The organism is Sphingosinicella rhizophila, from assembly GCF_032378825.1.
In the GTDB taxonomy this organism is placed as follows: Bacteria; Pseudomonadota; Alphaproteobacteria; order Sphingomonadales; family Sphingomonadaceae; genus Allosphingosinicella; species Allosphingosinicella rhizophila.
This window is the reverse complement of record NZ_JAVUPU010000004.1, coordinates 130,291-150,264: the sequence shown is the minus strand read 5'-3', so window position 1 is coordinate 150,264 and position 19,974 is coordinate 130,291. Positions and strand designations below refer to the sequence as shown.

Below are 19,974 nucleotides of genomic sequence, written 5' to 3'. Positions count from 1 at the left end.
CGCGGCAAGATTTAAAGGCGGCTTCCTGTTCCCGAAATACCGCGTAGAGATGGCGCGCTGTGATGTCGCCGCGGCGACCGCGAGAGGGGAAATGCGCAATGAAACTCAAACTCTGTGCCGCGCTTGGTGCCGTCAGCATTGTAACGACGCCAGCGGCAGGTTGGCAGGCCACTGGCGATTATGACATCGTCATCCGTGGTGGCCGGGTCCTCGACGGTGCCGGCAATCCGTGGGTGTCAGCCGATGTCGCCGTCAAGGACGGGCGCATTGCGAAGATTGGGAAAGTTTTGGGCAGGGGTAAACGCGAAGTCGACGCGCGTGGCCGCTATGTCACGCCCGGCTGGATCGACATGATGGACCAGTCAGGCAGCGTGCTGCGCAAAAATGGGCTTGCCGAAAACAAGCTGCGCACCGGCGTCACGACGTTGATCGCGGGTGAAGGCGGTACCCCGGTGCCTGCCGAGGAAATCGCCGCCTATTTCAAGGAGCTTGAAACCACGGGAATCGCAGTCAACTTCGGTTCTTATTACTCACCGACGCAGGCGCGTAGCGCGGTAATGGGCGATGCCGATGGCCGACCAACACCATCGCAAATGGTCGATATGCAAACGAAGGTGAAAATCGCGATGAACGCCGGCACGCTCGGCCTTGCCACCGCGCTGATCTATCCCCCTGGCACGTTTCAGACGACGCAGGAACTGATCGACATCACCAAAGTGGCCGCGCCATGCAACGCGGTCTACGCGACGCACATGCGCGACGAGAGCGCGGGCTTATTGGAGGGCATCAAGGAGGCGATCGCGATCGGCGAGGGCGCTGGGGTGAAAGTTGAAATTTTTCACCTGAAAGCCTCCTACGCACCCAAATATGGGCAGCTGATGCCCGGCGCCGTTAAGCTGGTGAACGACGCGCGAGCGCGCGGCGTCGACATCGCCGCCGACATGTACATGTATCCGTTCTCGGGGACCGGACTGGAGGTCACGGCGCCGACATGGGTGTACGCCAAAGGCTTCGATGAGGCGGTGAAGCTGCTCAAGGATCCAGCTCAGCGCACAAGGATGAAGGCCGATATAAAGAAGGGTCCAATGCCTGGCTGGACAAATATGGTCTACTCGGTCGGCGGATGGAATAACGTCATTCTGGCCAATCCGCACAATCCGAAGTTCGCGAAATATCGTTTCAAGTCGATTGCAGACATCGCCAAGGCGGAAGGTGTCGCCGACCCGGCCGATTTGGCGTGGGACATCATGCTTGCGGCTCTGCCGAAGCGCGCGATGGCGATCTACATGTCCATGGACGAGCGCGATATCGAAACTGCACTGAAGCAACCATGGGTCTCGATCGGAAGCGACGCGGGCGCGGCAGAAGTCTATGGCGAAATAGACGGTCTGGGCCTGCCGCACCCCCGAGCCTATGGCAACGCCGCACGGACAATCGCCGAATATGTGAAGCGTCGCAACGTGCTGACGCTCGAAGATGCGGTGCGCAAAATGACGTCGTGGCCGGCGCACCGTATGGGATTGACCGATCGCGGCGTGCTGCGGGAGGGCCTGCGTGCCGACATCACGATCTTTGATTACGACAAACTTGACGACCGCGCGTGGCTCGACAAGCCGACCACTTCTCCAGTCGGGATCGACGACGTCATCGTCAATGGTCAGCTCGTGCTAGCCGATGGCAAGGTTACGGGCGCTCGGCCGGGCATGGTCCTGAAAGGTGGCTGCGCGGCGCCCGGGGCGCAGCTTAGGTGAAAAAAGCTCGGCCTTGCCACGCGGGTAGAGTAATCCCCATGCGAGGCCCGCCATCGCGGCTATGGCCGGTCCTGGGCCGCTTGCCGACTGGCAGGTCTTAGGTGCGATAGCCGTCAGACCGGACATTGGCTGATCAACTCAGCGATCCGCTGGAAATGGGCAGATGCAGTCTGGCAGCTTTGACTAGCGAGGCTCTCAAAAAAGATCCATAGATCAGCTACCAGGCAGGGCTGCCGGGATCGGCGGGAAAGGAGCCACTCCGTCGGATTTCCCGCAGCCTTGAAGCGGATTTGCCGGACTTGTGCGTCATCGCTTTGGGGGCCAAACGTCACGGACCTTGAAAAAGGTCAAGTAGTTGACCGCATTCCTGAAGATAAGCACATGCTGGTTTGGCAGCGAAGGTATCCACAGACTTCCGCCAAAAGACTGAGCGCAAGTGGAATTTCTGTGTCAAGCCCTAGGGCTTAATACGCTGTGCTCCTTCTTTGTTGCCTTCGAAATCATTAAGGCAACTGTCAGCATTGGAATCGTTGAGGCCAGTATGTTTGAAGTAACTGGAGATGAGATTCAGCGTTTGGGCGACACAGAGTTACGCACGCTCGTCTCTCGCCTGGCTATCGCGGAACTTAGAGCAAAATGCATGCCTATCGCCGGCGTAACTGCGGGCGGCCACCAAGACGCCGCTGATGGTGGATTGGATGTGCGCGTCGAGGTCGCGGTTGAAGGTTACGAAGGGGATTTCGTTCCTCGGGTGCCGTTGGGTGTCCAAGTCAAAAAGCCGGATATGTCGGCGTCGGCAATAAAAGACGAGATGTCGCCCAAAGGCATACTGCGACCGGTGATCGGCAACCTCGCAGACGACGGCGGAGCGTACATAATTGTAAGCTCCCAGGGTTCCGTCGCTGACAAGCCTCTCAGCGATCGTCGGACAGCGATGTCGGAGAGCCTTGATGGTCATCCGTCTCAGTCAAAACTTCTGGTCGATTTCTATGACCGTGAGCGCCTTGCAACGTGGGTCAATCAGTATCCCGGCGTTGCGGCATGGGTGCGGGCGAAGGTCGGAAGGCCCTTAGCGGGCTGGCAATCGCTTGGAGACTGGTCTGGCATACGCGTTGGTGGAGACGGCAAATTTATCGCCGACGATGCCGCCTGTTTGATCGATGCTCGAACAGGAGTTCAGCATGTCCTAGCCGTCGTTGACGGCATTAACAGTATCCGCGACCTTCTGTCCCAGCCTGCGCAATGCGTTCGCCTGATCGGCATGTCGGGCCTCGGAAAAACAAGGCTGGTACAGGCCCTTTTCGAGAGTGAGGTCGGTGGGGAGGCGCTCGATCCGTCTCTCGCGATTTATACAGACTATTCAGATACGCCGGACCCCACCGCAAAGCAGCTTGCTTTGCAGTTTCTCGAAACCGATCAACGGGCAATACTGGTTGTCGATAACTGCAATCCGCAAACGCATGCGGATTTGGCGAAGATCTGCGGGAGCGGCAAAAGCCAAGTTAGTCTGATCACGGTTGAGTATGACGTTCGAGACGATGAGCCAGAACGCACTGAGATTTTTCGCCTACAGGCTGCTTCGGATGGAACGATCGGCGAATGGCTAAAGGCAAACTTTGACTATGTTGCTCAAGTTGACCGGGATCGGATAGCTGAGTTTAGCGGAGGGAACTTTCGGGTCGCGGGGGTTCTGGCTGAGACTCTAAAAAGAGGCGGCACTCTCGGAAATCTTAGGGATCGCGATCTCTTCGCGCGAATTTTTCAGCAACGCAACGATCATAGCGATGACCTACTCAACGCAGCCGAGGCACTTTCGCTGGTCTATTCGTTCGACGGGATGGACCTCTCCGATACAGGCGAGCTTGCCTTCTTAGCGCCCATCGCGGGGGCCAACACGATCAAACTGTATGCCTTCGTGGCGGAGTTGAAACGGCGATCCGTCGTGCAATCTCGTGGTCGTTGGCGCGCATTGTTACCGCACGCAATTGCCAATCGCCTGGCAGCACAGGCACTTGAACGCATTCCGCCGGATCAATTGGACAGCCTGTGCGCGAATGCTCCGGCACGGTTGCAGAAGTCGCTCTCACGTCGGCTCGGATACTTACATGACAGCACTGAGGCCCAGCAAGCTATTAGACGCTGGCTGCAACCCAATGGACCATTTGGCAACATTTTCGTCGGTGATGACAACGCGCTGGAGATGCTGCGCAACATAGCCCCGGTGGCACCTACGCTCGTTCTTGCAAGGATCGAGGCAGAGGTGGCCGGGCCAGACGAGGCTGCGATTCTCGATCCTAAAGCGCCGTCTCGATGGCAATTGACGATGGTCTTGAAGTCGCTGGCTTACGATCCTGCCCTATTCGACCGCGCGACCAGTCTGCTCGGTAAGTTTGTTGCGGCAGAATCGCAGACTGAAAACCACAATTCAGCCCGTGGCGCTTTTGAAGAACTCTTTCATCTGCACTTGTCGGGCACACAAACCTCACCAGATCAAAGAAGGAACTTGATCCGCACGCTGTTCGGGACCGGTGATAATGGGCCAATCCGTTGTGCAGGTTTGGCGCTGGACGGCTTGCTACAGTCAGGCCATTTTTCGTCATCATCTAACTTCGATTTTGGTGCACGCCCTCGGGACTTCGGCTGGTATCCGCCGACTTATGGCGACATCTGGGACTGGTATAGCGACGCAATTTATCTAGCCGTTGAACTAGCTGCGAACGCCGCGCATCGAAGCGAGATCAAGTGCATCGTGTCTGCAAATTTGCGCGGCATTTTGGGCATTGAGGCGTGTCTCAATGCGATAGAGGCTGCTGCGTCCGAATTCATCAAAGATGGAGAATGGATCGATGGCTGGCTCGCAATTCGCGGAGCCATTCAATTTGACGGGGATCGTTGGCAACCAGAAGTAAAGGCGCGCGTCGCCGCAATCGAGGAGCGACTACGTCCCTCGGATGCGCTCAATGTGGCGCGAGCGTATGTTTTGCAGGGGCGCGGGGTCGGCTTCGACGTGCTGGACGGCGAGCGCAATGAAAATGGCGAAAGGGATTACGCCCGATCCTACGAACGACTAGCGCAAAAGACGACGGCGATCGGTCGAGACTTCGGTAGCCAGGCAGACCTCATGGCGACCTTTTTGCCAGAGGTGCTACAGTCTAGTTCGGCCCCTCGCGCATTCGCTTTCGGCGTTGGCTTGGCCCAATCCGCGGCGCCTCCCACCGAAACCTGGGCAACGCTTCGAAGCGCGTTGATTGCGCTGCCAGTCGAGAGTCGCTGTGCCACCACCCTTGGTGGGTTTCTTCGCGAGTTGAATAGCCTCGACCCTGATCTCTGCTCTTCGATTCTTGATGACTTGCTGACGGATACGGAAATGGCCGCGCATTTCGTATACCTGCAAGCGCAGGTTGGAATTGACGACAAAGCCATCGCGCGGCTTCGAGCTGCAATTTCTCACGGAAACATTGAAGCGTATCGTTTTCATTCGTTGGCATCGGGAGTTATCGGGACCGCCCCACAAAGCGCGTTGGTGACGATGCTCGATGACCTTTGCGGGCTAAGCGCAGGGCCAGCGGTTGCTCTCGAAATTCTGCACATGGCCATCTACTGCCTGAAAACCGACGGGAAGGAGATAGAGGGAGCCCTTTACGATGTGGGGCACCGGATACTTCTCGGGATCAACTACAAAGACACGGGTGATGTCAGAGAGCATCGTATCCAGGAAACCATCAAGCATTGCTACGTCGGTGCAGAAGGTGAGACGAGGGCGCGCGACCTGATCCGCGTCCTCAAAGCCAAGATTGCCGCTCGGGAGGTTTACGCGTTTCAACTTGATTATGCGTTCGATGCGCTGTTCGAAGCGCAGCCACGCGTGGCCTTGGATGAGTTCTTTCTGGTCCTCGGCGACGACGATGACCCTATTTACGGCGGCGTCGGGCTCGACAAGCGTTCGCCACTCGAAAAGGTTAAGCCGGAGGTTTTATGGGCTTGGGCTGACAAAGCGGCAGATTCCCGGTATCCATTGATCGGTCGGTCCTTAAGTATTTTCACCTCAGACCCCCTCGACCAGAATATCGGTCTATCCCCGCTGTTTGTGGAGGGGATCGACCGTGCACCTGATCGCGCAGCTTTCCTCGAACATAATGCCTCACGATTGGCACCCAGCGGCTGGTCTGGAAACCTGTCGGTTATTCTGGACCGTCGTCGAGAACTTCTCCTCGCCTTGTCCGAGCATTCCGATGCTACCGTTCGGTCGTGGGTTTCAACTCAGATCTCTAAACTCGCTGACTGGGCCGATCGCGAAAGGGAGCGAGAAGGCGAACAGGAGGAACGGTTCGAGTGATGAGCGGCTAACCGGCATTTTAGCCGGCTAACTGCGATTAAACGGGTTGGCGAATTTCTCCTTTGTTCAAGGCCGCCTCTCTGCCCGTCGTTGGACGCATCCGCGATGCGACCTTGCGTCTTCGGCCATCCTCAAAGAAGCGGCTCGGCCAAAAAGCGATGGCCATCGACGTTGCGAACGATTAGCTACAACGGCAACTAGGGGGCGCGCTGCCGTCGGCTTCTGCACGAGAAATGCTGGACGCCTAGAAGTAATCCGGAACCACTTCAGTTGCCTAGCTTCGGCGACGGGCGACAGAACCTATCAGGCAATTTTCCCTGCCAATTCAGCGACGCGCTGCACTTCGGGCCGAACGGAGCCAAAATCATGTTTCTGGCCAAGGAGGACGAAAATCTCTTTCACGGGATCGATTAGCCGGAAGATATGACTAACGGGATCGTCTGCGAGCTCGGTATCTTCCATCATTGGACCCGGAAAAATGTAGCCGGCAATGTCGCCGAGAAGGTATTCGTCTAACCGCTCGTCGAAGTGCTCGAGAGCGTTCCGCAGTTCGCGGTCAATCAGCGGCGAGGCGTTGCCAATCGTGAATTGCTTGCGAAGGTTCGCTGCCCGCGCACGATGCCTTCGGGGAATGACGGACGAGGGCGCTGCGCCTTGAGCTGGAGGTATCCGAACCAGAGCCCGCTCGCGATCGCCAACAGTAATTACGGTGACAGTTTTCCTAAACACACCAATTGTGCCGCAATATTCCAAGAAGCAGTTGCTCCGGCCGACGTTCCTTTCGTCTGGCTGGCCGGGGCCATCGGCTCCGATCGCGCCCTCGGCAAAGCGACGCTCATCGGGCGGAATGTTCCAGACGATTGCGTGAACAAGGGATCGACCGCCGGCGCATCGGCATCCTCGACGATCGCCGCCAACCTGTCCGCCTCGGCCGAAACCTCGCCCCAAGATCAGGTGGCGAAGCGCCCTCGCTATCTGCGGCGTCACCGCGATCCCAATCAAACACCGTTAAACATCTCTAAACGCTAGCCTTCTATCCTGCCGGTTCGGAGAATGATCCCATGCACGATATGCAAGAAGAAGCGCGGCTCGACGCACTTTACCGGTTGAACCTGCTCGATACGGCCCCGAGCGAGAGTTTCGACCGGATCACGCGCATGGCGAGCCAGATCTTCGGCCTGCCGATCGCCGCCGTCTCGCTCACCGATCGCGATCGCCAATGGTTCAAGTCCCGCGTCGGCGTCAGCCATTGGTCGATCCCGCGCGAAAAGGCGCCATGCGCGCAGGTCGCCGAAAGCGCCGCCACCGTCCTGATCCCGGACCTGCTGGAGGATAGCTGCTACCGCACCAGCAACCTCGCGGCGCAGGGTGTCCGCTTCTACGCCGGGGCCTCGCTGACGACCCGCGAGGGGTACAGCCTGGGCGCTCTGTGCGTGCTTGGCACCGAGCCGCGTGAAGCCACCGCGCTGGAGATGAACGCGCTCGACGATCTGGCCAAGATGGTCATGGCGCAGATCGAGTTGCAGCATGCCTTCGGACGGCTCGATCCGTTGAGCGGATTGCCGAACCGCACCCAGTTCCTAGAGGATCTGGCCGATCTCGGCCGGGACCGCCCCGGTGAGCGGCGGCTCGCAATGCTCGTCGATCTCGCCAGGCACGAACAGCTCGACAACGGCCTGCGGGTGATGGGCGCGGCCTTCCTCGACCAGATCGTGCGGGAGGCCGCCCGCACCATCACCGGCGCGCTGGGGCGGGATCGCACCGCCTATCACGTCGCCGCGACCCAATTCGCCTTCCTGGCGCCGCCCGAAGTGGACGAGCAGGCCTATCTGGCGTCGCTGGTCGAGATATTGGGCCGCTTTGCCAATCGCTCCGGCGATCGCTTCATCATGGCCACGAGCATCGGCGTGGCGCCGTTCGTCGCCGGTGAAACCACGCCGAGCGCCGTGCTGCGGACCGCGCACAGCGCGGCGCAGGACGCGCGCGGCTCTCCGTCGATGGTCAGCATCTATTCGCAGGCCGCCGACAGCCTCCACCAGCGCCGGTTCCGGCTGCTGAGCGACTTCGGCAAGGCGCTCGCGGCCAAGGACCAGCTGTCGCTCGCCTACCAGCCGCGCATCGACCTCGCGACCCGCCGGTGCGTGGGGGCGGAGGCGCTCATTCGCTGGCGCCACCCCCAGCTCGGTGAGATTTCGCCGGCGGAATTCATCCCGGTCGTCGAACAGACCGCGCTTGCCAACCCGATGACCGGCTGGGTCCTGGATACGGCGCTCGAACAGCTTGCGCGGTGGCAAAAAGCGGGGATCGACCTGTGCCTGTCGATCAATATCTCGGCGACCAACCTGAAGGATCCCGGTTTCGCGCAGCAGGTGCAGCTGCTGCTCCTCAAGCATCGCGTCCGTGCGCAGTCGGTCGAACTCGAAGTCACCGAAAGCGCCATCATGGAAGACGTCGCCGGCGCCTCCGCCCAGCTCGGCGTCCTGGTCGAGGCCGGCCTGCAGGTCGCGATCGACGATTTCGGCACCGGCCATAGCAGCCTTGCCTATCTCCAGAAGCTGCCGGGCAATATCCTGAAGATCGACCAGTCCTTCGTCGGCGACATGGTGCGCGGCGATCGGGAACAGACGCTGATCCGATCGATGATCACGCTGGCGCACGATCTCGGCTACCGGGTGGTCGGCGAAGGCGTTGAAAGGGTCGAGATGCACGATTGGCTGGTCGCGATGGGCTGCGACGAAGCGCAGGGCTATTTGTACGGCCGCCCCATGAGTCCCGAAGCCTTGTGCGGCTGGCTCGAAAGCGACCGAAGCGACCAGTTCGGGTCTTGCGCGGCGGCGGCATAAGATCGAAAGGCGGCCAATCTGCCTCTCGACCCGCTATCGCTTACCGCCGACGCAAATCCTCCATCCCCTGCAGCAGCGCCGCCCGGGACATTTCTCCCATATGGGCTTCCTCGATGCGTCCGTCCGCCCGCACGAAGAGCGTCGTGGGAAGGCCGGAGCTGCCGGTGAGCCGCATGAGAGTCGCGCCGCGATCGGAGAGGATATTCCCGGCCGGCAGCCCCTCATCCTCGAGGAAGTCCTGGATCAGGCGCCGGTCCTCCCCCTGATTGACCAGCAGCACCCGAACGTCCGGCGTCCTGGAGGCCACGTCGACGAACATCGGCATTTCGCGGCGGCACGGTCCGCACCAGGAGGCCCACAAATTCACCACGAAGGGCCGTCCGCGAAGATCGCCTGGCGAGAAAGGCCGTCCGTTGAGATCGGCAAGAGCGATGCCTTCGGGAAATGATGGACGAGGGCGCTGCGCCTCGAGCTGGAGGTAACCGAACCAGAGCCCGCTCGCGAACGCCAACAGGAGCAGGGATCCTGCGGCCTTGCGGACGCTCTTCATGCCGATGACGAGAATGGCGGCCGCGGCCACGATGCCCGCAACGGGTTCGAACCCACCTTGCCAAAGATACGCGACGCTTGCCGGGTCGGGCCGATACGCCTCCCAATGCGCTGCGACGAAGCTCATCCGGGCGGCGACGATCCCTGTGCCGAGCGCCAGCCACGGCGTGCGCCTGGCGCGCCGGTCCTCCTTCCGGACCAGCCGGAGCGAGCCCGTCAGGAACGCCCAGATCAGGCCGACGGCCAGAAGGCGCTCCAGCGGAAAGGCCAGCGGGCCAAGTGTCACGACGTCAGGCAACATGATCGATCAGAGCGCGGCGGCGCTTTGCCATAACATGTAGGCGGCGACGACGAAGATCAGGCCGGCGAAGAGGGTGGTCAGGCGGCCTTGCTTGCCGGAGAGCTGCCTGGCCAGGCGCGCGCCGATGAAGCCCCCCGCCACGCCGCCGGCGACGAAAGCGGCGGCGAGCGCCCAGTCGATCAGGCCCGAAAATGCGTAATTGGCGGCCGTCGTCAGTCCGAAAGCGCTCACCGCCACGAGCGACGATCCGATCGCATTCATGATCGGCATGCCCGTTGCGGCCACCAGCCCCGGCACGATGAGGAAACCCCCGCCGATGCCGAAGAAGCCGGCGAACAGGCCGGTACCGGCGCCAAAGCCGACCAGCTTGGTTGCATTCTCCCGCCCCAGGACGACCGAAGCATCGCCCTCGCGGCGCCGGTTGCGGAGCATCGCTATGCCAACGACCACCATGACGATGGCGAACAGGAAGAGCAGCTTCTGGCCATCGAAAGCCTTGCCTGCGGTGGATCCTGCGAAAGCGCCGGCAATGCCGGCGGCGGCGTAGACCAAAGCGCAGCGCCATTTCACATTGCCCTGGCGGACGTGGTTGAGCAGCCCGGTCAGGGCGTTGGCCGCCACTGCGAGCGCGCTGGTGCCGATCGCCACATGCGGGTTCGGCACGCCGACGAGATACACCATCAGCGGCACGGCGAGGATCGAGCCGCCGCCCCCGACCAAGGCGAGAACGAACCCGACCAGCACACCCGATCCGGCGCCAAGCAGATATTGAATGGTATCGAGCATGCGGGATCATCCAGTTCGAGGCAGGCGTCAGACTATTCCGTGCACGGCCTTCCAGAGTGTGGCGGAGCGGTTGCCGGTTCGGCAGAAGGCGAGCACGGGACCCTTCGCTTCGCCGAGGGCAGCGGCGAATGCCTTTACGTCCTTGTCGGTCATCGCCCCGGGCGCGACGGGTATATGCCAATAGGCAAGGCCGATCCTTTTCGCTTCGGTTTCGAGTTCGAGCGCGCGCGGCTGGTCTGGCGCTTCGGCATCGGGCCGGTTGTTGATGATGCCGACGAAGCCGGAGGCGGCGATCTCGCGAAGATCCTCGGGCCGCACTTGCGGCGCCGTCGCCAGCTGCTCGGAAAGTCGCGTGAATTCCATCTTGATCATCCTTCATATGCGGGCGCGGGCGCCCGGATCGAGGTGAAGAGGTGGTGCAGGCCCATGCCGGCAAGCATCGCGCCTGCGAACAGCCACGTTTGCCAGGCGCCCAGCACCAGTCCTGCGACGGCGGGTCCGGGACAAAGGCCGACCAGGCCCCAGCCGACGCCGAACATGGCGGCGCCGACAAGCAAAGGGCGGTCCAGGACGCGGCTTTCCGGTATGGCGAAGCGGTCGCCGAACAGCGGCCGCATCATCCGGCGTCGAAGGATCAGATAGGCGATGGCGGACGGCACGAGCGCAGCGCCCATGACGAACATCAAGGTCGGATCCCAGGCGCCGGCAATGTCGAGAAATGCCTGCACGCGGGCCGGGTTCACCAAATCCGACAGGGCCAGCCCTGCGCCGAAGACGATTCCCGTGAACAGGCCGGGGAAGAGATTGCGCATGTCAGCCTCCGATCACGTGGCGCAGGATGAAGACGGCGGCGGCGCCGCTCGCCATGAAGGTCGCCGTGGCGGCGAGCGACCTCGGCGACAGACGGGCCATCCCGCAGACGCCATGGCCGCTGGTGCAGCCATTGCCCAGCCGGGTGCCGAAGCCGACCAGGAGACCCGCGCCGATCAGCAGCGGCACCGATGAGGTGACGATCACCTCCGGCGTCCGTACCAGCAGCGCGATCGATGCCGCGCCGATCGGCAGGCCGACGAGAAATGCCGTCGCCTGCGACCGGGGCGTACCGCTCGGCCCCATCCTGGCCGCCGCGGCGATCATGCCGCTGACGCCCGCGACGCGGCCGCTCAGGAGCAGGAAGAGGGCCGCGGCGGTGCCGATCAGCAAGCCTCCGCTTATGGCCAAAAATGGTGTCATCAGGTCCATGATTGCCTTCTCAGAGCTGGTTGATCGGCAGCTTCAGGTAGCTGACGCCATTTTCCTCGGGCTCCGGCATCCGGCCGCCGCGCATGTTGACCTGGATCGACGGCAGGATGAGCTTCGGCATGGACAGGGTCGCGTCGCGCTGCGTGCGCATCTCGACGAAATCCTCCTCGCTCACGCCCTCGTGGATGTGGACGTTCCCGCTACGCTCGGCGAGCATGGTCGTCTCCCACACATATTCGTCGCGATTCGGTGCCTTGTAATCGTGGCACAGGAAGACCCGGCTCCGATCCGGCAGCTTCATCAGGCGGCGGACGGACCGGTAAAGCTGGTGCGCGTCGCCGCCCGGAAAGTCCGCTCGCGCCGAGCCGTAATCCGGCATGAACATCGTATCGCCCGTGAAGACGGCGTCCCCGATAATATAGGCCATGTCCGCCGGCGTATGGCCGGGGACGTGGAGCGCGATCAGGGGGATTTCCCCGATCGTCAGCGTGTCGCCGTCGACGAGCAGGCGATCGAATTGCGAGCCGTCGCGGGCGAAGCCTGTGCCTTCGTTGAAGATCTTCCCGAAGACATTTTGCACCGTGACGATCTCGGCGCCGATCACGATCTTGCCCCCCAGCTTCTCCTGGAGATAGGGCGCGGCCGACAGGTGATCGGCATGTGCGTGGGTCTCGAGCAGCCATTCGACCTTCAGGCCGCCGGCCTGGACATAGGCGATCATGGCGTCGGCGGAATCGAAGCTCGTCCGTCCTGACGGTTGATCGAAGTCGAGCACGCTGTCGATGATCGCCGCAGCCTTCGTGGCGGGATCGTGGACGACGTAGCTTGCGGTGAAGGTTGGCTCGTCGAAGAAGGCCTTCACGTGCGGCGCTTTTATGTTCCCCTGCAGTACCGCCGCCACCTGGGATGCGGCGCGTTCGAGGTTGATGTCATTTTCCATGATCATGTCCCTTTGGTTCCGGTGGCGCTTTCCTGCCCGAGCTCCGGGCAGAAGAGGTCATGAAGAAGCGCGAGCAGCTGCTCGGCCTTCGGATCGCAGACGCGGTAGAAGACGGTTTGGGCATCCTTGCGGGTGGCCACCAGTCCTTCCTCACGCAATCTGGCGAGGTGCTGCGACAAGGCCGATTGGCTCAGGCCCACCCGTTCCGTGAGGTCGCCGGCAGACATCTCGCCGGCCTCGGCGAGATGGCAGAGCACGAGCAGGCGCGGCTCGCTGGCCAGGGCCTTCAGCAAGCCCGCCGCCTCGGCGGCGTGGCGGCTGAACTGGATGACAAAGCCCTGTTGCAATAGATCCTCCATTAGATAGAACTAATTTAGCGCTATCTAATGGAAATGCAAGGGGGAGTTGCGGCGACAATCTGCTGAACGCGCCGATGGCCTCGCCCTCCCTGATATATCCGGAAGCCGCTGCCCGATTTCAGGCTAGCGCGGTGCGGCTCCCGGCAACGTCCGCATCGACGGCCTCACCCCGCGAGTACGACCCGACCAGTATGCCGGCCGCGACGACATGGCCGGTGATCGCCTCGACGAAGGCCGATCGGCCGGGATTGCTTTCGATCTTGGGCGCACCGGCGAGCGCGAACAGCTGGAACACATAATCATGCGGACCATGGCCGCTCGGAGGATCGGGCGGCAGCCAGATTTCGCCGAAGCTGCTTCGGCCGACGTCGCGGCCGTCCGGCAGACCGGGGCCATCCGCTGCGATCGCACCCTCGGCGAGGCGCCGCTCGTCCGCCGGGATGTTCCAGACGATGGCATGGACCAGCGGATTGACCGCCGGCGCATCGGGATCCTCGACGATCAGCGCCAGTGAATCCGCCTCGGCTGGAACATTGCCCCAGATCAGCGGCGGCGAAACGCCCGCGCCATCCGCGGTGAACCGCTCCGGCAGCCGCCCGCCATTGGCGAAGGCCGGGCTGGAAAGATCGATGAACGCCTCGGTGGTGACGATCCCTTCCTGGACGATGGTCAGCTTGGAATGACCGGCCCGGACGTTGCGCATCATCGCGCCTAGCCAATGGGGAACATGTTCGAGCATCCGGCCTCTCCGCGCTATGGATCCTGCCCATTGAACCCGCACGCGGCGCTTTGGGTTCATTCGTTCGCGCGGCAGGGTGTGGACTTGTTGCGCCCTTCCGTGCGCGGCCCGCATCGATCAGTCGATCCAGAGCCCCCGCGCCCGGTGCCAATCCTCCAGCGCATTCTCCGGATATTCCTCGAAACATTGATCGTCCGGGCCGATCTCCGGCTCGACCCAGTTCGCCTTGGACGAAAGCATCATGTGGACGCGCGACGGCGCCTTCGGCAATTCGCTGTCGATGGCCGATGCGAAGGGATGGCAGAGTTCCGGATAGTCCGGGCTGAACACCCACAAGGCGCTGCCGCAGCGCGGGCAGAAATGCCGCTCGATCTCGCTGGTGCGGCAACCGCCCTCGCCATCGTCGATCTCGGCATGGAAGATCCGGGTCTCGCCCTCCACCTTCAGCGTCGCTTTGTCGGCGTGAAGGTTGATCGCATATCCGCCGCCGCCCGCGGTCTTTCGGCATATCGAGCAATAGCAGCACATGAACGGCACCGGCGCATGGCTGTCGGCGGAAAAGCGGACCGCGCCGCACCGGCACGATCCTTCGAGTTTAAGGGGCATGGTCGATCCTTTCGTACCCTAAACCGCCCGGGCGCCGGACGGGTTTCCTGCCGATCGATCGGCGCAGGGCTCGGCTCGGTGTGAAACCTACCGATCCGCTTCCTCCGGCCGGCGCTGGCGCATGGCCGCAGGAACCGCGATCCGCCGCTACAGCGTGGCGAACAAGGCGCTCATCCGTTCCCACGCGCGCTCGGCCGCCGCGGCGTCGTAGGAGGGGCTGTCGATCACCGTCCAGCCATGGTTGGCGGAATAGACCTCCACCTCCGCCGGCCGTCTGGCCGCGGCGGCGGCCTCCCGCAGCGCCGTCTTCACCTCCGGCGCCTTTGCATCGTCGTCCTGCCCGATCGCGAACAGATATCGCGCCCGCGTGTCGGCGAGCAATTTGTGCGGGCTTTGCGGATCGTCTGGCTTCACCAGGCCGCCGCCATGCAGCGATGCCGCCGCCCGCACCCGCCCCGGCACCGCGGCCGCGGTCCACACGGTGAAAGGTCCGCCCATGCAATAGCCATGCGTGCCGACGCCGCGGCCGGTATCGACCTCGCGGCGATCGTCGAGCCATCCGATCGCGGCCTTCGCGTCCCGCTGGATCGCGTCCGCCGTCAGCGCGCCGCGCCACGGCCCCACTTTCTCGAACCCGTTCTGGCCGCGAAACTCGGCGAAGTCGCGGAATTGCGGCGCCGGCAGCGCGCGATAATATGGATTGACGACCAGCACGGCATAGCCTTGCCCCGCCAATCGCCGCGCCATCACCTCGAATGCCTCGCGCAATCCGGCAATGTCCGGCCAGGTCAGGATCGCCGGATGCCGCCCCTGCGCCGGGCGGACGAAGAAACCGTCCATATTGCCGTCCGCGGTGGCGAAGCGCACCCTTTCTTCGGCAAGTTCGCCGCTGCCGGCACCTACCGAACCGCTCGCGCACGCCGCCAGCGCCCCCAGCCCCGCCAGCGCGAAATGCCGCCGGTTCATCGCCCAATCATGGCTCCCGCCGCGGCTCCATTGGTCGATCTGATCGCGTTCGCACATGTCATGTTCCTCGCCGCCGATGCCGGACCGGATAGTAACGCGCGGTGGGCGGCGCGGTAAAGGCGTGCGCTGGCCGATGCCGTTCACGCTTTCGCTTGCGCCGGCCGGCGGATTGTCCTTTCACCGGCTCCGCATGGAATTCGCCGTTCGCGGCCCCGAAAAGCGGGCCATTTGAAAAGGGGGCCATTTGGATAATCTCGCCCACGCCTTGGCGGGCGCCGCGCTGGGACAGGCGGGGCTGAAGACCAGGACGCGCTTCGGCATGGCCGCCCTCATCGTCGCCGCGAACCTGCCCGATGTCGACGCGCTCGGCCTGTTCTTCGGCGAAAATCTCGCATGGCGGCGCGGCTGGACCCACGGGCCGGTCGCGATGCTGGTGCTGCCGCCCCTCCTAGTCGCGGCGCTGGTATTTCTCGACAAGTGGCAAAGGCGCCGCCGCACGCCCCCGCCTGGCCAGCCCGCCGTCAATATCGGCTGGCTGTTCGCCTTGGTCTATATCGGCTGGGCATCGCACCCCTTGCTCGATTTCATGAACACCTACGGGATCAGGCTGCTCATGCCTTTCTCCGAACGCTGGTTCTACGGCGACGTGCTTTTCATCATCGATCCCTGGCTGTGGATCGCGCTCGCTTTGGGCGTCTGGCTGGCGGCAAGGCGGTGGCGAAGGGGAATGGCGCATCCGGGCCGGCCCGCCTGGGTCGCCCTCGGCCTGCTGTGCTGCTACGCCATGGCGATGGGCGCGAGCAGTGTCGCCGCGGAACGGCTGACGCGGCAGGCGGCCGAGGCGCGGGGCCATGGCCCGATCCGGGCGGCGGTCGCCAGTCCGGTGCCGATCGATCCGTTCCGGCGGGAGGTCGTGTTCGCCACCGACAGCGCCTATGGCTTCGGCGAGCTGCGCTGGACGCCGTTCCCGGAACTGCGCCTGGATCCCGGATTGATTCCGACGAATATGGACGATCCCGCCATCCGCCAGGCGCGGCAGACGAAGGAGATCGCCGATTTCCTCTATTGGTCGCGTCTTCCCTTCGCCACCGTCGATCGCCGCTCGGACAGCACGATCGTCACCATCGCCGATGCCCGCTATGCCCGGGGTCCGGGCTCCGGCACGTTCGTGCGGAAGGTGCGCTTACCCCCCGCTTCCCTGCCGCATCAGCCGGAACGCACGCCGCAGCGCCCACAGCCCGATCAGGAGCATGACGGAAAGCGCCGCCAGATAGAATGAACCCGCCGCCTTGGGCGGGCCATGGATCTGGTGATCGGCCGTTTCGATCAGCAGCACGAGCACGAGCCCGCAATAGCCGCCCCAGGCCGCGAGGTGCCAGGCCGCGCCGTCATGGCGTGCGCGCCAGGCCGCCCAGGCCAGAGCCAGCGCGACCAGCATCTCGTCCAGTGCCATCGGAAAGAAGCGGTCGCTATTCCAGAATCGGGCGATCTCGCCCGCAGCGAGCAGCAAGGCGATCGCATAGGCAAGGCCGTTCAGTGCGCGCATCCGGCCTCCATGACTATCCGCTATGATCGGGCGAATTCAAGCCGGATGGATTCCCGCAGGCGGCCCGTGGGAGCATCTTGCACGCCGCGCGGCGCTCCGCCAATAAAGTCCTTCGCCTTTTCGCATATCGTTCACGAGGTTTCATGCGCACCATCATCGCCGCCGCTTTTCCCCTTCTCCTGTTGAGCGCCGCCGCCGACCCGGCGCAAGCCGCGCGGCCGATCCAGTTCGAACGGCAGGCCGCGCCCGCCGGCGCCCTCGTCATCCCGCTGTCCGACGCGGCCGATCTTGCGGCGCGGGCACCGATGCTGGATCCTGCCGCCCGCGAGGCGGTGGCGCGGGCGCTGGCCGCGGCCAAGTTCGACGGCAAGGCAAAATCGAAGTTGACGCTGCGCGGGATCGGGTCCTGGTCGCAGATCCTGGTCGTCGGCACCGGGCCGGACCCGCTGTCGACGCCGGTGCTGCACGATATCGGCGGCATCGCGGCCCAGGAAACCGCCGCGGAGGAAGGGCCGGTCACGATCGCCGCCGCCGGCCTCGCCGCGCCGGATGCCGCCGCGCGGATCGCCGCCGGCGCGGCCATGTCCGGCTACCGGTTCGACGAATATATGTTCGCGGATCCGGCCGCGCCGCGATCTGCCGCGCTCGATGCGCCGTTGACGATCCTGACCGGGGATCCCACCGCTTCCAGCGCGCGCTTTCGCCAGGTCGGCGCGCCGCTGGCCGCGGCAGTGGCCTTCAGCCGGGATCTGATCAACGAACCGCCCAACATCGTCTATCCGGAAAGCTTCGCCGATCGCACGCGCGCGGCCTTTCGCGGCGTCGCCAATGTCACGATCGAGGAACTGGACGTGCCGGCCATGGAACGGCTGGGCATGGGCTCGATCCTCTCCGTGGGAAAAGGGTCGCGCCGCCCGCCCCGCATGCTGATCGTCCATTACAAGGGCGGCCGCGACCAGCCCGTCCTGCTGGCGGGCAAGGGCATCACCTTCGATTCCGGCGGCATCTCGCTGAAGCCCGGCGCCAATATGTGGGATATGAAGGGCGACATGTCCGGCGCCGCGGCCGTGGTCGGCACCGTGCTTTCGCTGGCGCGGTCGGCGGCCCCGGTCAATGTCGTCGCGATCGCCGCGCTGGCGGAAAACATGCCGGGCGGCGGGGCTACCCGGCCCAGCGACATCGTGAAGGCCTATAATGGCCGCACGATCGAAGTCCTCAACACCGATGCCGAAGGCCGGCTCGTCCTCGCGGACGCCGTCGCCTACGGGGAACGGCGCTTTCGCCCGTCGGTGATCGTCGACATCGCCACGCTCACCGGCGCCAAGGTCGGCGCGCTCGGCAACGAATATGCCGCCCTTTTCACCCGCAGCGATCCGCTCGCGCAGCAGCTGCTGGCGGCCGGGACCGAGAGCGGCGAGGAAGCCTGGCGGCTGCCGCTCCATCCAAGCTATGCGGAGGATCTTAAGTCCAATTATGCCGACATCCGCAACATCGCGCCGGGCGGCGGCCCGGGGGCAGGGATCGGCGCCCATTTCATCGGTTATTTCGTGACCGACGCGACGCCATGGGCGCATCTGGACATTGCCGGCAACGAATTCGCGGACAGTGCCCGCCCGACCGGCCCGAAAGGCGCCATCGGCTACGGCGTTCGCCTGCTCGACCGCTTCGTGCGCGATTTCCGCCCGGTGCCCGCTTCACCGCGCTGATCCGGCCCCGGTTAGGCCGCCGGCTTTGTTCTTGAAATGTTCCGCATCTTCTGCTATGCGGAAGAGCTGGCCAATCCCTGTCTCCCTTCGCCTTCGGGAGAAAGTTTTTTTGCTTCTTAGGAAGCCGAACCTTCTGAACTTCCCCAGAGGGCGGCTCTTTCTCATTGTCGGAATTTCAGCAGTCACCCGCGGGCCGTGCTGCGCGCGCATTAACCATGATCTGCATCAATGGACTCGGCCATTGCGAAGCCTAAGCTCGTAGCTTCAACTGCGAGTCGGAGGTTCCAGATGCGTTATTACAGGATCTGCTTCGACACCAAGGAGCGGTCATTCTGCTTCGATGAGTTTCTGGCAGAGGATGACGTGCAGGCGCTTCGGGAGGCGGAGCAGCATGTGGATGGGGAACAGGAGGCTGTTTTGTGGTGTGGAGAGCGCCGCGTCAGCACCGTCCGCAGCAAGGCAGACGCGAAGCCCGTACATTCCTGATCGACCTGCTCCGCCTGCAGAATTGGGCGCCACCGGCCGGGAAGGCATTCAGCTGCCGATACGGTGAAGCAGTCCCGCCTCGCTCAGGCCAGTAGCAACGACGGCGGCGCGCCGGTTCAGCCGGCGTCGGCCTGATCGGGGCCAGTCTGATCGAGGCCAGTCTGATCGAGGCCAGTCTGATCGAGGCCAGTCTGATCGGGGCCAGTCTGATCGGCGCCCTTCTCGGCTTCCCCACCGGCTTCCGCGTCGTCCGCTTTCACGTCCTGGAAATAGGGCTCGACCGGGCCCTGGAGTTTCAGCGTCATCGGCTGGCCATAGCGGTCCAGGCTGCGGCCGGCGGCGACCCGGATCCAGCCTTCGCTGACGCAATATTCCTCCACATTGGTCTTTTCCTGGCCCTTGAAGCGGATGCCGATCCCGCGCTGCAGCAGCGCGGCATCGAAATGCGGGCTGCGCGGGTTGAGCGAGAGGCGGTCGGGAGGCGTATCGGTCACGTCACTTCTTTCACTTAGGCCCCTCTCCTTCAGGGGAGGGGTTTGGGGTGGGGGTTGTCAGGGACTACCACATTGGTCGGGGCAGGGCCTGTCGCTTCAGCGCAGCTTGGCGATCTTCAGTCCGTCGATCTTGGCGCGGTCCTTCACCGATTCCTCGCTGCGGGTCAGCGCCTTGGCGATCGCCTTCAGCGCCATGCCCTTGCCGGCCAGCGTCTTGAGCTTGGCGACTTCCTCGCTCTTCCACGGCTGGCGGTGACGGACGAAGGGCTCGGCCATGCTCTATTCCTTGACCAGGCCCTTGGTCGAAGGCTTGGCGGCGATCAC

The 19,974-nt window shown here is 63.4% G+C and carries 19 protein-coding genes and 2 pseudogenes; 7 read left to right on the top strand and 14 right to left on the bottom strand.

Features of this window, described 5'->3' with window-relative positions; translation table 11 throughout:
* Positions 1–98: 98 nt before the first annotated feature.
* The gene (locus RQX22_RS09270; protein ID WP_315725799.1) at positions 99–1,751 is read left to right on the top strand and encodes an N-acyl-D-amino-acid deacylase family protein; all 1,653 of its coding nucleotides are present in this window, start codon (positions 99–101) and stop codon (positions 1,749–1,751) included.
* Positions 1,752–2,187: 436 nt separating this feature from the next.
* Complete coding sequence (locus RQX22_RS09265; protein ID WP_315725797.1) at positions 2,188–6,087, top strand: hypothetical protein; 3,900 nt, start codon at positions 2,188–2,190, stop codon at positions 6,085–6,087.
* Positions 6,088–6,390: 303 nt separating this feature from the next.
* Here RQX22_RS09265 and RQX22_RS09260 read toward each other — a convergent pair whose 3' ends face one another.
* A complete protein-coding gene (locus tag RQX22_RS09260; RefSeq protein WP_315725795.1) occupies positions 6,391–7,074 on the bottom strand; it encodes a hypothetical protein in 684 nt (227 codons plus the stop codon).
* A 74-nt stretch (positions 7,075–7,148) separates the two neighbouring features.
* On the opposite strand from RQX22_RS09260, the gene RQX22_RS09255 reads away from it, so the two are divergent.
* Positions 7,149–8,930: a putative bifunctional diguanylate cyclase/phosphodiesterase gene (locus RQX22_RS09255; protein WP_315725793.1), complete on the top strand. Its 1,782-nt coding sequence runs from the start codon at positions 7,149–7,151 to the stop codon at positions 8,928–8,930.
* Positions 8,931–8,970: 40 nt separating this feature from the next.
* Here RQX22_RS09255 and RQX22_RS09250 read toward each other — a convergent pair whose 3' ends face one another.
* From RQX22_RS09250 to RQX22_RS09205, 10 genes are all read right to left on the bottom strand, one after another.
* Positions 8,971–9,780, bottom strand: coding sequence for a TlpA disulfide reductase family protein (locus RQX22_RS09250; protein ID WP_315725791.1), 810 nt, complete (start codon positions 9,778–9,780; stop codon positions 8,971–8,973).
* Positions 9,781–9,786: 6 nt separating this feature from the next.
* On the bottom strand, positions 9,787–10,566 hold the full coding sequence (locus tag RQX22_RS09245; RefSeq protein WP_315725790.1) for a sulfite exporter TauE/SafE family protein: 780 nt from the start codon (positions 10,564–10,566) through the stop codon (positions 9,787–9,789).
* Positions 10,567–10,593: 27 nt separating this feature from the next.
* Positions 10,594–10,929 carry a protein tyrosine phosphatase family protein gene (locus RQX22_RS09240; protein ID WP_315725789.1) on the bottom strand — a complete coding sequence of 112 codons (336 nt, stop codon included), beginning with the start codon at positions 10,927–10,929 and terminating at the stop codon, positions 10,594–10,596.
* 5 nt (positions 10,930–10,934) lie between these two features.
* Entirely contained in the window at positions 10,935–11,378 is a 444-nt protein-coding gene (locus tag RQX22_RS09235) for a YeeE/YedE family protein (RefSeq protein WP_315725788.1), read from the bottom strand.
* Between the two features lies 1 nt (position 11,379).
* A complete protein-coding gene (locus tag RQX22_RS09230) occupies positions 11,380–11,799 on the bottom strand; it encodes a YeeE/YedE family protein (RefSeq protein WP_458309540.1) in 420 nt (139 codons plus the stop codon).
* A gap of 19 nt (positions 11,800–11,818) precedes the next feature.
* Positions 11,819–12,748: an MBL fold metallo-hydrolase gene (locus tag RQX22_RS09225; protein WP_315725783.1), complete on the bottom strand. Its 930-nt coding sequence runs from the start codon at positions 12,746–12,748 to the stop codon at positions 11,819–11,821.
* 2 nt (positions 12,749–12,750) lie between these two features.
* Positions 12,751–13,107 (bottom strand): ArsR/SmtB family transcription factor, encoded by a 357-nt coding sequence (locus RQX22_RS09220; RefSeq protein ID WP_315725782.1) that lies wholly within the window; start codon positions 13,105–13,107, stop codon positions 12,751–12,753.
* Between the two features lie 118 nt (positions 13,108–13,225).
* A complete protein-coding gene (locus tag RQX22_RS09215) occupies positions 13,226–13,846 on the bottom strand; it encodes a YbhB/YbcL family Raf kinase inhibitor-like protein (RefSeq protein WP_315725780.1) in 621 nt (206 codons plus the stop codon).
* Between the two features lie 117 nt (positions 13,847–13,963).
* Positions 13,964–14,452 carry a GFA family protein gene (locus tag RQX22_RS09210; protein ID WP_315725778.1) on the bottom strand — a complete coding sequence of 163 codons (489 nt, stop codon included), beginning with the start codon at positions 14,450–14,452 and terminating at the stop codon, positions 13,964–13,966.
* A gap of 147 nt (positions 14,453–14,599) precedes the next feature.
* Positions 14,600–15,475 (bottom strand): dienelactone hydrolase family protein, encoded by an 876-nt coding sequence (locus tag RQX22_RS09205; RefSeq protein WP_315725776.1) that lies wholly within the window; start codon positions 15,473–15,475, stop codon positions 14,600–14,602.
* A 187-nt stretch (positions 15,476–15,662) separates the two neighbouring features.
* On the opposite strand from RQX22_RS09205, the gene RQX22_RS09200 reads away from it, so the two are divergent.
* Complete coding sequence (locus tag RQX22_RS09200) at positions 15,663–16,697, top strand: metal-dependent hydrolase (protein ID WP_315725774.1); 1,035 nt, start codon at positions 15,663–15,665, stop codon at positions 16,695–16,697.
* On the opposite strand, the gene RQX22_RS09195 is transcribed toward RQX22_RS09200, so the two are convergent.
* A complete protein-coding gene (locus RQX22_RS09195; RefSeq protein ID WP_315725773.1) occupies positions 16,602–16,964 on the bottom strand; it encodes a hypothetical protein in 363 nt (120 codons plus the stop codon). The genes RQX22_RS09200 and RQX22_RS09195 overlap by 96 nt on opposite strands.
* A gap of 143 nt (positions 16,965–17,107) precedes the next feature.
* On the opposite strand from RQX22_RS09195, the gene RQX22_RS09190 reads away from it, so the two are divergent.
* The 3 genes and pseudogenes from RQX22_RS09190 to RQX22_RS19330 form a co-directional block, all read left to right on the top strand.
* The gene (locus RQX22_RS09190; RefSeq protein WP_315725771.1) at positions 17,108–18,670 is read left to right on the top strand and encodes a leucyl aminopeptidase; all 1,563 of its coding nucleotides are present in this window, start codon (positions 17,108–17,110) and stop codon (positions 18,668–18,670) included.
* A gap of 288 nt (positions 18,671–18,958) precedes the next feature.
* Positions 18,959–19,156: a hypothetical protein gene (locus RQX22_RS09185; RefSeq protein WP_315725769.1), complete on the top strand. Its 198-nt coding sequence runs from the start codon at positions 18,959–18,961 to the stop codon at positions 19,154–19,156.
* Between the two features lie 131 nt (positions 19,157–19,287).
* Positions 19,288–19,338, top strand: a pseudogene (locus RQX22_RS19330) (hypothetical protein); the annotation flags it as partial.
* Positions 19,339–19,377: 39 nt separating this feature from the next.
* Here the strand turns inward: RQX22_RS19330 and RQX22_RS09180 are convergent.
* Both RQX22_RS09180 and RQX22_RS09175 read right to left on the bottom strand, forming a co-directional pair.
* Positions 19,378–19,650, bottom strand: a pseudogene (locus tag RQX22_RS09180) (DUF3297 family protein); the annotation flags it as partial.
* Positions 19,651–19,746: 96 nt separating this feature from the next.
* Positions 19,747–19,926, bottom strand: coding sequence for a hypothetical protein (locus RQX22_RS09175; protein ID WP_315725767.1), 180 nt, complete (start codon positions 19,924–19,926; stop codon positions 19,747–19,749).
* Positions 19,927–19,974 lie beyond the last annotated feature (48 nt).